This window comes from Streptomyces sp. NPDC058653 (assembly GCF_042716895.1).
GTDB lineage: Bacteria > Actinomycetota > Actinomycetes > Streptomycetales > Streptomycetaceae > Streptomyces.
Genome location: NZ_JBHXRM010000005.1, coordinates 187,896 through 203,055, shown reverse-complemented (window position 1 = coordinate 203,055; position 15,160 = coordinate 187,896). Strand labels below are relative to the sequence as shown.

The following is a 15,160-nucleotide window of genomic DNA, read 5'->3' as shown; positions in this document are numbered from 1 at the left end:
CCGAGGGCAACAGATCGATGGAAAATGGTACGACGCGGTCCGCGCGCCGGTCGGATCGTGCTCATCCCCCCGCCGGATCAGGGGATTCGCTCCGTTCCACGGCGGGACGCAGACGCAGGGTGCGGATCTGGAACGGCCGGAATCCGAGCTCCAGGGATTCCCCGCCGGGCGCGCGTGGCAGCTCACTCTCCGGCTCTTCCAGCAGGTCGCAGTCGTGTGCGGCGGCGAGGGGGAAGCCCGCGGTCACCCGCGCCGGGACCGCCCCGCCGCACGCTTCGTACAGTCGTACGACGATGTCGCCGCTGCGGTCGTCCGCGAGCTTCACCGACTCCACGACCACATCGGTGGTGTCGACCTCGACCAGCGCACGGGCCCGCGCGGAGGCCGGGCGCAGGGGCAGGTTCAGCGCGTAGCCTCCGGCGATCGCCTCCTCGATCCCCGCTCCCGTGAGCAGCGCGTAGCTGAAGCTGTGCTTCCCGCGGTCGGCCTCCGGGTCGGGGCTGTGGGGGGACCGGAGCAGGGAGAGCCGGACCGTCGTGGTGGTGCCGCCGTTCTCCCGGGTGTCGCGGCGGACGTCGTGTCCGTAGGTGGAGTCGTTGAGCAGGGCGGCGCCCCAGTGCCGCTCGCCGACGTGGACCCAGCGGTGAGCCCACAGTTCGAAGCGTGCCGCGTCCCAGCTGGTGTTCTCGTGCGTGGGGCGCTGCACATGGCCGAACTGGATCTCGGCGCTCTCCCGTTCCGCGTGCACGTCGAGCGGCCACGCGGCCTTCAGTACGGTGTCCCGCTCCTGCCAGTCGATGTCGTTGCGGACGGTGACCTGGCGGCTCTCGGCGGCGAGCTCGATGTGCTGGACGAACCGGGAGGAGCCGTACGCGCGCTCGACCCGTACCGACGCCAGCAGCGGTCCTTCGTCGACGAGCGTCACCGACTCGGCCTCGTCGAGATCGCGCACGGTGTCGCGGTAGTACGAGTCGATGTTCCAGGCCGACCACAGGTTGGGGTCGTCGGGGTGGAGCTGGAGGAGGTTGCCCGCGGCGCCGGGAGCGATCGCCTCCCGTCCGGCGGTGTGGTCGTGGACGGAGGTGAGCAGGCCGCGCCGGTCCACGACGACGGTCAGCACGCCGTTGCCGAGTACGAATCCGCCGTCGGTGGCCGTGGCGGTGACCGCTTCCCGGGGGGCGTCCGCCGTACCGCCGGAGGCGAGGGGCCCGACCTCGGCGAGGACAGCGGTGCGCCCGTCCGACAGGCGCTGCCCGGTGGCGAACCCGCCGTCGGCGCCGTCGGCGACGACCGCGACCTCGCGGCGGGCGTACGGTCCGGCGTTGAGCAGCGCGGGGGCGCCGGGCAGCCGGCCGGCCGCCTCGGCGATCAGGGCTTCGAGTTCGGCGTGGATCTCCCCGTACTCACGCTCGGCCTGCCGGTGTACCCAGGCGATGGACGAGCCCGGCAGGATGTCGTGGAACTGGTTGAGCAGGACGCGCCGCCACAGCGATTCCAGACGCTCGTACGGGTAGGGAGCGCCGGCCTGGACGGCGGCGGTGGCGGCCCAGAGTTCCGCCTCGCGCAGCAGTGCCTCGCCGCGCCGGTTGCCGCGCTTGGTGCGGGCCTGGCTGGTGTAGGTGCCGCGATGGTTCTCCAGATACAACTCACCTCGCCAGACCGGGAGTCCGCCGCGTTCCGCCCGGGCCTTGGCGAAGAAGGTGTCGGGGGTCTCGACGACGACCTTGGGCGAGCCCTCGAGGTCGCGCAGACGGCGGGCCTTCTCCAGCATCGAGCGGGTGGGGCCGCCACCGCCGTCGCCGTAGCCGAAGGGGGCCAGCGAGCGGGTGGACTGTCCCTTCTCCGCGAAGTTGCTCTCGGCGTGGGCGAGTTCGCGTCCCGTGAGGGAGGCGTTGTAGCTGTCGACGGGCGGGAAGTGGGTGAAGATACGGGTGCCGTCGATGCCCTCCCAGTCGAAGGTGTGGTGCGGGAGCTTGTTCGTCTCGTTCCAGGAGAGCTTCTGGGTGAGGAACCACTCGGCGCCCGCCAGCTTGGCGAGTTGGGGATAGGCGGCGGTGTAGCCGAAGGAGTCGGGCAGCCACACCCCCCGCTGCTCGACACCGAACTCCTCGGCGAAGAAGCGCCGCCCGTGGACGAGTTGGCGGGCCAGGGCCTCACCGCCGGGCAGATTGCCGTCGGCCTCGACCCACATGCCGCCGACCGGGGCCCAGTTGCCCTCGGCCGCCGCCTTCTTCATACGGGCGAAGATCTCGGGGCGCTGTTCCCTCATCCACGCGTACTGCTGCGCGGAGGAGCAGGCGAAGACCAGTTCGGGGTACTCCTCCGCCAGCGTGGTCATGTTGGTGAACGTACGCGCGCACTTGCGGACCGTCTCCCGCACCGGCCACAGCCAGGCCGAGTCGATATGGGCGTGGCCGATCGCGACGACGGTGTGCGCCGAGGCGTGCGCGGGCCGGGACAGCGCGTCGGCGAGCCGGCTCCGGGCCTCGGCCGCGGTGTTCGCCACATCGCCCGGTACGACGGCGTCGGCGGCGCCGCGCAGGGCGTAGAGGATCTCGTGGCGCCGTGAGGAGCCGACGGGCAGCTCGTGCATCAGCTCGTCGAGCACCTCGATGTCGTGGATGAGGTGCCACACGTCGTCCTCGCGGACGGCGATCTCGGCCTGTCGCAGGCGGTAGATGTGCTCGCCGCCCGCGGTCTCCGGCGCACCGTGGTGGATGTGCAGTCCCGCGCTGGCGACGATGGGCGGGTTGGCGGCCAGCTCGACGAGCAGGTCGACCCGGTCGCCGCCGGTGGCGGAGTCGGCGAGCAGTACGGTGCGGCTGTAGGGATGGAGGCCCTGGAGCGGTGCGCCCTGGGCGTCGTGGACCAGGCCCTCCGCCTGGCCGCCGGGCCCCTTGGTGAGGTCGAACCCGAGGTCGAAGACGGCCTCGACACGGCGTCCCGACCACGCGTCGGGGATGTCGGCACTCGCCCGCATCCAGGTGGTCGCCCAGGGCACGCCCCAGGTGGAGCCGAGGGTGAAGGGCTCGTAGTCGGCGCGCAGGGCGTCCGCCACGGGGACGGGTTCGCCGTCGACCTGCCAGGTGCTCAGGGTGAGGGGGCGCGCCGCGCTGTGGAGCGCGGGGCGGATCACCCGGTCGAGGAGCTTGCGGATCCGGGTCTCGATGATCCGGCGGTCGTCATGCACGGTGGACGTCCTTCCAGGGGTCGTACGAGAGGTCGGGCGCGGGGAGCCGGACGGTGTCCCGCACGCCGTCCGGCCAGCTCACCTCCACGAGCAGGGTGGTGTCGTCGGTGCCCGTGGTGACCTTGGGGAGGGCGGCGGGGTCGGTGCCGCCGAGGTGGACGAGGGCGACATGGGCGACGCCGTGGGCGACGGGTCCCTCGCTCTCCACGACGGGGGTCGCGGAGGCGGCGCCGATGGCGTTGCTGTCCGTGCCGGCCACGACGGAGGAGCGGGGCAGGCCGGCCACACCGACGACGACGGAGACGAGTCCGCCGGCGCCTTCGACCCGGGCGGTGTCACCTGAGGCGGGCTCGGACAGCGGGGCGACCGCCAGCGCCCAGCCGCCGATACGCAGCACGGACCCCGCCCCGGGGTCGCCGTCGACGCGTACCGCCCGTACCTCGACCGATCCGCGCAGCGCCGAGCCGACCGTGATCCAGGGACCGCGCGTGTACCGGGTGTCGGGGCCGCCGAACGGGTCCCAGGTCGCGTCGTCGGGCCAGTGCGCCCGGGAGCGCGAGACGGCGGTGGCGCCGTCCACGGAGATCCTGGTGGCCGGGCGTCGGTGGGAGGCGCGCCCCCGCGCGTCGAGCAGGACGACCGCGTTGTCGAGCGGGTCGGCGTCGGCGCAGGCTCCCGGTCCGGCGGTGGGGTCGCCGGGGGTCTCGGGCGCGGTGTGCGTCGAGTAGGCGAAGCGTGCGTAACAGGGGTCGTCCGCGTGCGGGCGGGCCGGGTCGGCGTGGTCGCCGCCGTGGTTGACGACGCGTACGACACCGTCGGCGGAGGTGCCGGAGACGAGCCAGCCCGGCGCGCTCAGCGTGGCGGTGAAGTCGCCGCGCTCCACGGCGAGTCGGGTCTCGTCCTCGGTCCACACCGGGTGCTGCGGCGGCAGTGCCAGGCCGATGAAGCCCTTGCTCGCCCAGTACGGGGAGGCGGGTCCCGAGTAGACCTGGAGGACGCCGCGGTACGGCCGGTGCCAGCCGAGGGTGAGGAGCCCCTCCTCGTCGGTGGCTCCGTGGTCGGTGAAGTGGTCGAGCATCCGGCCGGCGACGGCGCGGGTCTCCCCCGGTGCCAGCGGTGTGGCGTCGAACAGCGCGCCGGTCCACACGGAGGCGAGCGCGGCGTGCCGGTAGGTGAGGGAGCGGCCCTGGATCAGCGGCGAGCCGTTGCCGCCGATCAGCAGTCGCTGGTCTTCGAGGAAGCGGCGCAGCCGGTCCCGGTAGCGGTCGAGGAGCCCGGCGGGCGCGTCGTCGCCGAGGATGCGGCAGAACCACAGCGGGTACAGGTGCATGGCCCAGCCGTTGTAGTGGTCGAAGTTGCGGTGTGCGCCGCCGGTGAGCCCGTCGGAGTACCAGCCGTCGCCCGCGTACCAGTCGTCGGTCAGCGCGACGACGCGGTCGAGGTCCTGCCGGCGCCACTGCCCGCCGGCGGTGCGGGCGAAGGCCTCGGTGACTCCCTGGAACCAGATCCAGTTGTTGCCGGGCATCGGGTCGCCGACCATCGGGGCGAGCCAGTCGAGGACGCGGCTCCTGACCCGGTCGTCGAGGCGGTCCCAGATCCAGGGCCGGGTCTCGTGCAGGGCGAGGGCGATGGAGGCGGCTTCGACCTTGGCCTGGTTGCACTCGGCGAAGGTGGGCCAGCGTTCCGGGTTCGAGGGGTCGGTTCCGGCGGCCAGACCGGCCGCGTACCACCCGGCGAGATCGTGCGGGTCCACTCCCCCGGCTCCCGCCAGCCGGAAGCCGGCGAGCAGGAAGGTGCGGGCGAAGCCCTCCAGACCGTCGCTGCGTACGCCGCTGTGGCTGGGGGTGCCGGGGAGCTGGATGAGGGCGTGCTCGTCGGTGGCGTACGGCCGTACGGCGAGCAGCAGCCGGTCCGCGGTCCGTTCCCAGTGGGCGCGGTCCTCGGCGGGGGTGCGTGTCATGAGTTGCGGGTCTCCCATGCCTCTTCGTACTCGCGGCGTATCTGGTCACCGGCCTCCTTGCGCCAGTTCTTGACGGCGTCGTCCCACTCGCCGAGGGGGACACGGCCCTGCATGATGCCCTTGCGGGTGTCGTCGAGGGCCGTCTGCAGGAGTTTGGACATCTTGGCGTCGGTGGGTGAGTAGAGCGGTTCGGCGGCGTTGGGGATCAGTTGCCGGACGGCTTCCTTCTGGAAGGCGTACTGGTCCGCGACGATCTCCGGTTTCGACGGGTAGTAGAGGGCCATCGGCGCGTCGGTGGCGAAGATGGTGGGCAGGTTGACCTCCGCCTGGCCCTCCGGGGTGAGGATCGGGTCGCTGCCCCTCAGCGTGTGGCCGGGGCCCTGGACGCCGTACTTGCGCAGCAGATATCCGTCGGTGCCGAAGGGGGAGGCGAGGGCGTTCATGGCGCGCAGGATCTGTTCGACGCGTGCCTTGGGGGCCTTCTTGATGATGAGGGTGGCGTAGTTGGCCTGGCCCTGCCACTGGCTGCCGGTGCCGCCGTCCCAGCCGGGGGCCATCATGTAGCCGATCTCGAAGTCCTCGGCGGTCGTGCCGTAGAGGGTGTAGTAGTCGTTCCAGGCGACCGGTCCGTCGGGGTTCATGACGGTACGACCGGTGCCGAACCACTCCTTGGCCTTGCCGAGGACGCTGTAGGTGTCCGGGTGCATGACGCCCGCCTTGGTGAGCGAGCGGACCGCGTCGAGGGCCTGCTTGGCCTCCTCGGTCTCGAAGTGCCAGGTGAACCTGCCTCCCTCCTCACGCCACTTGAAGGGGCCCTTGAGCGACTTCATCGCGAACTCCCACGCGGTGACACTGTCGCCGAGCGCGTAATGGTTGGCCTTCGGGTCGGTGACGTCCTTGCAGAGCTGGACGAACTCGCGCCAGCTCGTGGGGTTCGGGTCGAGCCCCCGCTTCCGGATCAGGTCGAGCCGGGTGAAGGTGGGGCCGCCGGAGAGCGGGCGGGGCATCGGAAGCGCGTAGATCCCGCCGTTGCGTACGCACGGGGCCCAGTGCGCGCTGGGAATGTTGGCGAGATACGGGTAGTCCCGGATGTTGTCGCCGGCCAGATGCTCGGAGAGGTTCTCGAAGAGGGCGTCCAGCATGTCCGGTGTGGCGGCGGAGTTCTGGTCCGGCGGCAGCATCAGCATCGCGTCGGGCAGGTCGCCCCCGGCGATGGTCACGGCGAACTTGTTCGGGTAGTCGCCGACGGGCGTGATCTGGAAGTTGAGATCGCAGCCGACGCTCTTGTTGAGCGCCTGCCACATGACGTTGTCGTCCACGGGCGGTGGCACCGGGTTGAAGATCAGCGTCATGATGTCGATCGCGGGGCCCTTGGCGGGCGGACCGTCCGGGAAGGCCTTGACCGGGTCCGCGGGGTAGTGCGGATATCCGGGGGCGACGCCGTCCGCGGTGGCGGGCATCGACGTCGGCACGCCCTTGTACGGGATGTACGTGGGCAGTTGGGCCTTCGCGTTGGCGTCGCCGGCCGTGGCGGGCTTGTAGTCGCCGCAGCCGGCCAGGGTGAGCCCGGCGGCGACGCCGGCGGCGGACGCGAGGAAGCCGCGGCGGTTCAGTCCTGGATTCATGTCGGTCCTCATCCCTTCACCGCTCCGAGCATTACGCCCTTGTTCATGTGCCGCTGCAGGAAGGGGTAGACGATCACGATGGGCACGATCGAGAGCACCAGGATCGCGGCCTGCAGCGACTGGGCCGGTGGCAGTGGCGCGCCGGCGGCGACGTCGACCTGACCGCCGCTGAGTGCCGCGTTGTTGACGACATAGGTCCGCAGCACGAGCTGCATGGGCCACTTGGCCGCGTCGTTGATGTACAGCAGGGCGTTGAAGAACGCGTTCCAGTACGTCACCGCGTAGAAGAGTCCGATGACGGCGACGGACGCCTTGGACAGCGGGAGCACGATCCTCGTCAGGATCTTCGGTTCGGAGGCGCCGTCGATCCGGGCCGCGTCGATGAGTTCCTTGGGCAGATTCATGAAGAAGGAGCGCAGCACGATCACGTTGAACGCGTTGATCATGGTGGGCAGGATCAGCGACCAGTAGCTGTTGATCATGCCGAGCTGCTTGACCATCAGATAGCTGGGGATGATGCCCGGCGCGAACAGCATGGACATCAGCAGCAGCATGAGGACGGGCTTGTGCCCGAAGGAGCCGGGCCGGCTGAGCCCGTACGCCAGCATGATGGAGCAGACGAGGCTGAGGGCGGTGCCGACCACGGTGACGCCGATGCTGACGAGCATGGCCTTGGAGACCAGGCCGCCCGAGAGCAGGGCCCGGTAGGACGAGAAGGTGATGTCGTCGGGCCAGAGCACATAGCCACCGGCCTTGTTGACCTGGTCGGCGTCGGCGAGCGAGGTCGCGATGATCGCCACGAAGGGCAGGACGACCAGGATCACGCACACCAGCAGGATCAGTGACTTGAGGGAGCGCCACGGCAGGGAGCCGGGGGTCTCGCCGGGAATCGCGCTGTAGGCCTTGCGTGGCGGCCTGCGCCGGGCGGGATGTACGGGAGACATCGTTGTCATGAGCGGTACACGCCTTCCTCGCCGAACAGGTGGGCGACCTTGTTGGCGCCCAGGACCAGGGCGACTCCGACGATCCCCTTGACCAGCCCGACGGCGGCGCTCACGCCCCAGTCCCCGCCTATCAGACCGTGGTTGAAGACATAGGTGTCCATGACCTCGCTGTTCTCCAGGCCGATGCCCTGCTGCTGGAGCAGGATCTGCTCGAAGCCGACGGACAGGGCGTCGCCCAGGCGCAGGATGAGCAGCAGGATCACCAGTCCGCGCAGCGCGGGCAGCGTGACGTGCCAGGTCTGCCGCCAGCGGCTGGCGCCGTCCATGGCGGCGGCCTCGTAGAGGTTGTGGTCGACACGGGACAGGGCGGCCAGGAAGAGGATCGTGCCCCAGCCGGTGTCCTTCCAGATGACCTGGGAGGTGAGCAGCGTCTTGAACATCTCGGGGTTGCCGATGATGCTCCAGGTCCCCATGTCGTGGGCGCTCAGGAAGAGGTTGAGCATGCCGTTGTTGCCCAGCATCTGCTGGAAGAGGGAGACGACGACCACCCAGGACAGGAAGTGCGGCAGATACAGGACGTTCTGCACCCACTTCTTCACGCGCTCGCTGACGAGGCTGTTCAGGGCCAGTGCCAGGAGGATGGGCGCGGGGAACACGAACACGACCTGGATCAGCGTCAGTTCGAGGGTGTTGACGAGCGCGTGGAGGAACTGCTGGTCACCGTTGAAGATGACCTCGAAGTTGTCGAACCCGCTCCACGGGCTGTGCAGGATTCCGATGTACGGCTGGTAGTCCTGGAACGCGATGACGTTGCCGAGCAGCGGGATGTAGTGGAAGACGAGCATCACCACGATGCCCGGTATCAGGAACCAGAACAGGGCCATGTCCCGGCGGCGGCGCGGACGCGGCCTCCGTAGCCGGCCCTTCTCCGCCGGCCCGGCCTTCTCGGCCGGGGCGGCGGCGGGTTGTTCGAGAGTTGTCATGCTGTGGAGCCCTTTCACCGGGAGACGGGCGTCTTCGGCCACCCCCGGGGTCGCGAGATGCGGAAGTTCGATGGGCGGTCCGGCCTCCTTGTCCGATGCTGTGGTGGTGCCGGGGCCGGCCGTCAGGCCAGGCGCGGCAGCGCTTCGCGGGGCACTTCGCCGAGCAGCGGCTCGCCGGCCACCCATCGGGCGACCTCGGCAACGGCGTACTCTCCGAGCCGTCGTACCTCGCTGCCCTGTGCGCCGGCCATGTGCGGGGTGACCAGCACATTGGGCAGCGACAGCAGCGGGTGGCCGGGCGGCAGGGGTTCGGGGGCGGTCACGTCGAGGTACGCCTCAAGCCGTCCGGACGCGCATTCGGCGGTCAGCGCCCCGGTGTCGACGATGGCCCCGCGGGCGGTGTTGACGAGCGCGCCCCCGTCGGGGATGAGCGCGAGCATCGTGGCGTCGAGCAGGCCCGTGGTCTCGGGAAGGAGCGGGGCGTGGACGCTGACCACCGCCGACCGCCGGCAGAGTTCGGCGAGTTCGACCCGCCGGGCGCCGAGCCGCCGTGCCTCCTCGTCCGTGATGTACGGGTCGTAGAGCAGTACCCGGTAGTCGGCGTCGGAGCCGACCAGCTCGGCGACGACCCGGCGCCCGATGCGCGAGGCGCCGATGATCCCGACGGTGAGCCGGTCGGCGCCCGAACGGCTGGGGAAGTCCGGCCATCCGCCGGCGTAACCGGCCGCCAGGGTCAGCGTGCGGCGCGCGGCGAGGGTGATGAGGGCGACGGTGCAGGAGACGACGGGACCGGCGTTGGCGTCGGCGGCCGACGACACGGCGATCCCGCGTTCCCAGACAGCGTCGCCGACGAGCGATCTGACGCTGCCGGCGGCGTGCGCCACCAAGCGCAGACGGGGTGCCTCCGCCAGGACCTCGGCGGTCAGGCGGGGGCACCCCCAGCCGCTGACGAGGATCTCCGCGTCCCCGAGCGCCCCCGCCGGGCCGGACCCGGCGGGAGCGGGGTCGAGCCGGACCAGTCCGGCGAGCCGCTCGCGCAGATCGGCGGGGAGTACGAGCTCCGCGGCCACGGGGTCCATGACGCATACGGCCCTGGGGCGTTCGGGGTGTGCGGCTCCGGCTGTCATGCGACGGTTCCTCTTTCGTTCCGTGCTGATCTGCGCTGGTCCTTGACGGCGTTCGGTTCTTCACGCGGACACATGGGGTCGGCCGCCCGTCCCTGGGCGGCCCCGGGTCAGGCCCGTGGCAGCCGCAGGGTCACCATCTGGAACGGGCGCAGGGCGAGTACGACACCGCCGTCGGCCGCGGCCGGCGGTTCGGTGTCCGGGAGCGGGCGTTCGAGCAGATCCGTGAGGACGGCCCGGCCGCTGGCGAAGGTGTCGATGCGGACCGTGGCGCGGGCCCGGCCCCCGTGTGCCTCGTAGAGGCGTACGACCAGGTCGCCGCTGCGGTCGTCGGCCAGTTTGACCGCGCTGATCACGACGGCGTCGTTGTCGACACTCACCAGCGGCGCGACCTCCGTGGCGGATCCGGTGATCCGGCGCTCGGGCAGGTTGGCGCGGTGGCCCTCGCGGACGGCGTCACCGATGGTGGCGCCCGGCACGAGTGCGTGCCGGAAGCGGTGCAGGCCCTGGTCGGTCTCGGGGTCCGGGTAGCGGGGGGCGCGCAGGAGGGACGCGCGCACGGTGGTCGTCGTACCGGCGTCGGCGCCGGTCCGTACGGTACGGGTGACGTCGTGGCCGTACGTGGCGTCGTTGACGAGCGCGACGCCCCAGCCCGGTTCGTCGACGTGCACGAAGCGGTGGTTGCAGGCTTCGAACTTGGCCCACTCCCAGCTCGTGTTCTGGTGGGTGGGCCGGTAGACATGGCCGAACTGTGTCTCGGAGGCGTACCGGTCGGCCTTCACGTCGAGCGGGAAGGCCAGCTTGAGGAAGCGCTCCCTCTCGTGCCAGTCCACCTCCGTGTCGATGTCGAGCCTCTTGGCGTCCGCCGGGACCGACAGCAGTTGGGTGACCCGCGAGGCGCCGAAGGTCCTTTCGACACGTACCGAGCCGCCTTCGAGCCCCAGTTCGGCGATGTCGGTGAGGTCGCTGCCGACGTTCCGGTAGAAGGCGTCGACGTCCCACGCGTCCCACTGGTTGGGGAAGTCGGGGTGGAGCTGGAGGAGATTGGCGGCCCCTCCGGGTGCGATCGCCTCCCGGTCCGCGGTGCGGTCGTACGCGGAGACCACCAGGCCCCGGCCGTCGATCTCGACCCGCAGCAGGCCGTTGTCGAGGACGTAGCCGCCTCCCTCACGTGGGGCGGGGGTGACCACGTCGCCCTGCGCGGTGCGCGCCGACGCGCCTCCGGCCGGGACCGAACAGCGTTTGTGCGGGGCCGAGTTGAACGTCAGCTCGCGGCCACCGGCGGCGTCGCCGGCGAGTGCGCGCTGCGCGCCCGCGATGATGCCGTCCAGCTCCTCGGCGACGCGCGCGTAGGTCGCGCGCGCCTCGCGGTGCACCCAGGCGATGGACGAGCCGGGCAGGATGTCGTGGAACTGGTGCAGCAGCACCGTCTTCCAGATCCGGTCCAACTCCTCGTAAGGGTACGGCGTGCCGGTGCGCGCCGCCGCCGTGGCGGCCCAGAGTTCGGCCTCGCTGAGCAGTGACTCGCTGCGCCGGTTGCCGCGCTTGGTGCCCGCCTGGCTGGTGAGCGTGGCGCGGTGCAGTTCGAGGTAGAGCTCGCCGACCCAGACGGCCGGATCGGGGTATTCGGCCTCGGCCTTGGCGAAGAAGTCGGCGGGGGCCTCCCACTCGACGCGTGCCGCGCCCTCCAGACTGCGCATCCGTGCGGCCTTGGCGACCATCTCGCGGGTGGTGCCGCCTCCGCCGTCCCCGAAACCGGTCGGCGCGAGCGAGCGCGTCGCCACCCCCTTCTCCTTGAAGTTCCTTGCGGCGTGGGCGATCTGACGGCCCGTCATCTCGCAGTTGTACGAGTCGACGGGCGGGAAGTGGGTGAAGATACGGGTCCCGTCGATGCCCTCCCAGGAGAACGTGTGGTGCGGGAAGGTGTTGGTGCGGCTCCAGGAGATCTTCTGGGTGAGCAGCCGGGTGGAGCCGGCCGCCCTGATGATCTGCGGCAGGCCCGCCGCGAAGCCGAAGGTGTCCGGCAGCCACGCCTCGTCGTTCTCGACGCCGAACTCCTCCATGAAGAAGCGTTTGCCGTGCACGAACTGACGGGCCATCGCCTCGGACCCCGGCATGTTGGTGTCGGACTCGACCCACATCCCGCCGGCGGGCACGAACCTGCCGTCCGCGACGGCCTTCTTGACGCGGGCGTACACCTCCGGCCGGTGCTCCTTGATCCAGGCGTACTGCTGGGCCTGCGACATGGTGAAGACGAAGTCGGAGTCCTCCTCCAGGAGGGCCGTCATGTTCGACGCGGTACGGGCCACCTTGCGGACGGTCTCGCGCAGCGGCCACAGCCAGGCGGAGTCGATGTGGGCGTGCCCGACGGCGCTGATGCGGTGCGCGGCGGGGGCGGCGGGCGAGGCCAGTACACCGGCGAGTTCGTCACGCGCGGCCCGGGCCGTACCGTTCACGTCCTGGAGGTCGACCGCGTCCAGCGCGCGGCCGACCGCGCGCAGGATCTCCCAGCGGCGCGCGCCGTCGAGCGGCAGCTCGGCCATCAGCTCGCCGAGGACCTCCAGGTCCATGACCAGGTCCCACACCGTCTCGTCGAAGACGGCAAGCCGCATCTCGCCGAGCACGTACTGGGGTGCGTCGCCCGCGGTCGCCCTCTCGCCCATCGGTGTCGGCTGGAAGGGCACTCCGCCGGCGTCGATGTCGGGGTTGGACGCGGCCTCGATACGCCAGTGGACCTGCTCCCCGCCGCTCACCGGTGAGCCGACGCGGACGTGGGAGTTGCGCGGGTGGAGTCCCTTGACCGGGGTGCCGTCGGGCAGATGGACGAGGCCCTCGCACTGGAATCCCGGGGTCCGGGGGGTGAATCCGAGATCGAGTACGGCCTCGACGGTACGGCCCGACCACTCGGCGGGGACGGTGCCGGTGACCTTGAACCAGCTGGTGCCCCACGGCAGGCCCCACGGGGTGCCGGGGGCGATGGGCGCGGTGGGTGCCGTCAGCCCCTCCGACACGGGGACGGGTTCGCCCGCGGTGGACCATATCTCCACGGCCAGGGGGGTGGTGACGGGGTGGACGGCCGGCCGGATGCGCTCCCTGAGGACGCGTTCCAGACGTGCTTCGACCAGCTTCCGGTCGTCGTGCATGAAGGGGGTCTCCTGTTGCTGCGAGCGGGTGCGGGCAGTCGAGAGTGGCGCGGTCCGGCGGGGTGTCGGTCAGCGGTCCGGGGCCCTCACCGGGGCGGGGCGCTCGCAGGTGCTCGTGATCGGGAGCGCCCGGCCCTGCTCCGCCGCGTCCATGAGGGTGAGCATGGTGTCGAGGACATGCGCGGCGAGTTCGGCCGAGGCCCGGTGCGGACGCCCCTCGGACAGGGCGTCGGCCAGATCGTCGAGGCCGACGCCTCGCCCGGCTCCGGGGTGGCCGGCGGACGGGGGCAGTGTTTCCCAGCCGCTACCGGTGTTGATCTCCACGGCGCCGTCGAAGTTGTTCGGGTCGGGTACGGACAGCGAGGCCTCGGTGCCGTGCGCCTCGATGCGCGGCAGCCGGGCGGCGTGGACGTCGAAGCTCATGACGAGCGTGGACAGGGCGCCGCCGGCGTGCTCCAGGACGCCGGTGACATGGGTGTCGACCTCCACCGGGAAGGTCTGTCCCGCGCGGGGACCGCTGCCGATGGTGCGCCGTTCACGCGGCCGGGACGACGCTCCGGTCACCCGGACGACCGGGCCCAGCAGATGGACCAGCGCGGAGAGGTAGTAGGGCCCCATGTCGAGCAGGGGGCCGCCGCCCGGGCGGTAGTAGAACTCCGGGTCCGGGTGCCATCGCTCGTGGCCCGCGCCGGTCATGAAGGCGGTGGCGGCGACGGGCGTGCCGATCAGGCCGTCGTCCACCGCCTTGCGCGCGGTCTGGGTTCCGGTGCCGAGGACGGTGTCGGGCGCGCAGCCGACCCGCAGTCCGGCCTCGCGCGCCGCCGTGAGTACGGCGTCGGCCTCCTGCCGGTCGGCCGCGAGGGGCTTCTCCCCGTACACATGCTTGCCCGCGCCGAGCGCCGCGAGGGCGACCTCCGCGTGCGCGGCCGGAATCGTCAAGTTGAGTACGGCGTCGACGTCGTCCCTGGCCACGAGCGCCGCGACGGACTCCGCCACGGCCACATCCGCCCCGGCCTGCTCCGCGACGCCCGACGCGCGGCTCAGGTCGAGGTCGGTGACGGCGGTGAGCCGTACGGACGGCAGATCGCGCAGCGTGGCGAGGTAGGCGCCGCTGATCTTTCCCGCGCCCACGACGCCGATCCTCAGCGGCTCGCCCACAGCAGCCCCCTCTCGGTCAGCGTGCGGACCTCCGGCACGTCGAAGTCGTCGGGTTTGTGGCCGATGGTCGAGACGAAGATCCGTCCCGCGCCGGAGGTCCTGGTCCAGACGGCGGGCATCACCGCGGGCCGGTCGTGCAGTTCGTCGGCGGGGAAGGTGGTGGTGGCGAGGACGTCGATGTGTGGGTCGGTGAGCACCCAGTACTGCTCGGTGTGTACGGCGAAGTCGTCGAGGCCCGCGATGACGGGGTGGTCGGCACGCTCGGGCAGCAGACGCACGGTGTGGTCGTGGAAACCGGGCGGGTGCATCACGAACTTCCCGCCGGTCAGCAGGTGGTAGCCGTGATCGTGGAAGGAGTCGATGATGCCGCCGTGCCAGCCGGCGAGTCCGGTCCCGGCGTGTACGGCGGCGGCGAGACCCGTGCTCTGCTCCCGGGTGAGGGTCCCCATCGTCCAGCACTGCACGATCAGATCGGTGGCGGCCAGACGCTCCGCGTCCTCGTACACGGCGAGGTCCTCGGAGGTCTCGACGGTGTATCCCCGCTCCTTGAGGAACGGGACGAATCCGTCGCTGATCGTGACGGGCTGGTGTCCGTCCCAGCCGCCGCGGACGACGAGTGCTCGCCGGTTGTCGCTGGTCAAGGTGGTTGCACGCTCCCATCGGCGCCGCAGGGGAGGTACGGCGTTCGGGTCGGGTGAGATCGTCCGGGGGGCCGGGGCGAGGCGGTCGCCGCCGCTCGGGCCGTGGGTGACCGGCGGTGAACCGGCTGCCATGTGAACGTAAGAACCCCTACTGAAGTTTGTCAATATGTTGGACGAACTCCGAGGAGAGAACGGCTCGCTGGTCAGCGCTTCAGGGCGGGGCCCGGCGGACGGCGATCGTCGCGCGGCCCCGGCGGCCGGTCACGACGGACCCATCCACCGGGCGGCCTCAGCGAATACGCGAACCTGGTCAGACCTGTTCCGACGGGCTCACCGCATGGCTCTCGCGGCGAATCACCGCGAATCGCCGCGCCGGACCCACGCTCCGTCAA

The 15,160-nt window shown here is 71.2% G+C and carries 9 protein-coding genes; all 9 read right to left on the bottom strand.

Annotated elements, in window-relative coordinates:
- Positions 1-61: 61 nt before the first annotated feature.
- Positions 62-3,190 carry an alpha-mannosidase gene (locus tag ACFWU9_RS06800; protein ID WP_384315313.1) on the bottom strand — a complete coding sequence of 1,043 codons (3,129 nt, stop codon included), beginning with the start codon at positions 3,188-3,190 and terminating at the stop codon, positions 62-64.
- Positions 3,183-5,150 (bottom strand): DUF2264 domain-containing protein, encoded by a 1,968-nt coding sequence (locus ACFWU9_RS06795; RefSeq protein WP_384315312.1) that lies wholly within the window; start codon positions 5,148-5,150, stop codon positions 3,183-3,185. Before ACFWU9_RS06795 ends, ACFWU9_RS06800 begins: the two co-directional genes overlap by 8 nt.
- Complete coding sequence (locus ACFWU9_RS06790) at positions 5,147-6,775, bottom strand: extracellular solute-binding protein (RefSeq protein WP_384315311.1); 1,629 nt, start codon at positions 6,773-6,775, stop codon at positions 5,147-5,149. Before ACFWU9_RS06790 ends, ACFWU9_RS06795 begins: the two co-directional genes overlap by 4 nt.
- 8 nt (positions 6,776-6,783) lie before the next feature.
- A complete protein-coding gene (locus tag ACFWU9_RS06785) occupies positions 6,784-7,719 on the bottom strand; it encodes a carbohydrate ABC transporter permease (protein ID WP_384315355.1) in 936 nt (311 codons plus the stop codon).
- A 5-nt stretch (positions 7,720-7,724) separates the two neighbouring features.
- A complete protein-coding gene (locus ACFWU9_RS06780; protein ID WP_384315310.1) occupies positions 7,725-8,702 on the bottom strand; it encodes an ABC transporter permease in 978 nt (325 codons plus the stop codon).
- Positions 8,703-8,824: 122 nt separating this feature from the next.
- Positions 8,825-9,829 carry a hydroxyacid dehydrogenase gene (locus ACFWU9_RS06775; protein ID WP_384315309.1) on the bottom strand — a complete coding sequence of 335 codons (1,005 nt, stop codon included), beginning with the start codon at positions 9,827-9,829 and terminating at the stop codon, positions 8,825-8,827.
- 107 nt (positions 9,830-9,936) lie between these two features.
- Positions 9,937-12,969 (bottom strand): alpha-mannosidase, encoded by a 3,033-nt coding sequence (locus ACFWU9_RS06770; protein ID WP_384315308.1) that lies wholly within the window; start codon positions 12,967-12,969, stop codon positions 9,937-9,939.
- Between the two features lie 69 nt (positions 12,970-13,038).
- Positions 13,039-14,127 (bottom strand): Gfo/Idh/MocA family protein, encoded by a 1,089-nt coding sequence (locus ACFWU9_RS06765; RefSeq protein ID WP_384315307.1) that lies wholly within the window; start codon positions 14,125-14,127, stop codon positions 13,039-13,041.
- On the bottom strand, positions 14,112-14,768 hold the full coding sequence (locus ACFWU9_RS06760; protein WP_384315306.1) for a ThuA domain-containing protein: 657 nt from the start codon (positions 14,766-14,768) through the stop codon (positions 14,112-14,114). Before ACFWU9_RS06760 ends, ACFWU9_RS06765 begins: the two co-directional genes overlap by 16 nt.
- Between the last annotated feature and the right edge of the window lie 392 nt (positions 14,769-15,160).

Bases quoted from the DNA above. Each gene is read 5' to 3' on its own strand.
- ACFWU9_RS06795 (WP_384315312.1), bottom strand. From the start codon at position 5,150: ATGACACGCACCCCCGCCGAGGACCGCGCCCACTGGGAACGGACCGCG.
- ACFWU9_RS06790 (WP_384315311.1), bottom strand. From the start codon at position 6,775: ATGAATCCAGGACTGAACCGCCGCGGCTTCCTCGCGTCCGCCGCCGGC.
- ACFWU9_RS06785 (WP_384315355.1), bottom strand. From the start codon at position 7,719: ATGTCTCCCGTACATCCCGCCCGGCGCAGGCCGCCACGCAAGGCCTAC.
- ACFWU9_RS06780 (WP_384315310.1), bottom strand. From the start codon at position 8,702: ATGACAACTCTCGAACAACCCGCCGCCGCCCCGGCCGAGAAGGCCGGG.
- ACFWU9_RS06775 (WP_384315309.1), bottom strand. From the start codon at position 9,829: ATGACAGCCGGAGCCGCACACCCCGAACGCCCCAGGGCCGTATGCGTC.
- ACFWU9_RS06770 (WP_384315308.1), bottom strand. From the start codon at position 12,969: ATGCACGACGACCGGAAGCTGGTCGAAGCACGTCTGGAACGCGTCCTC.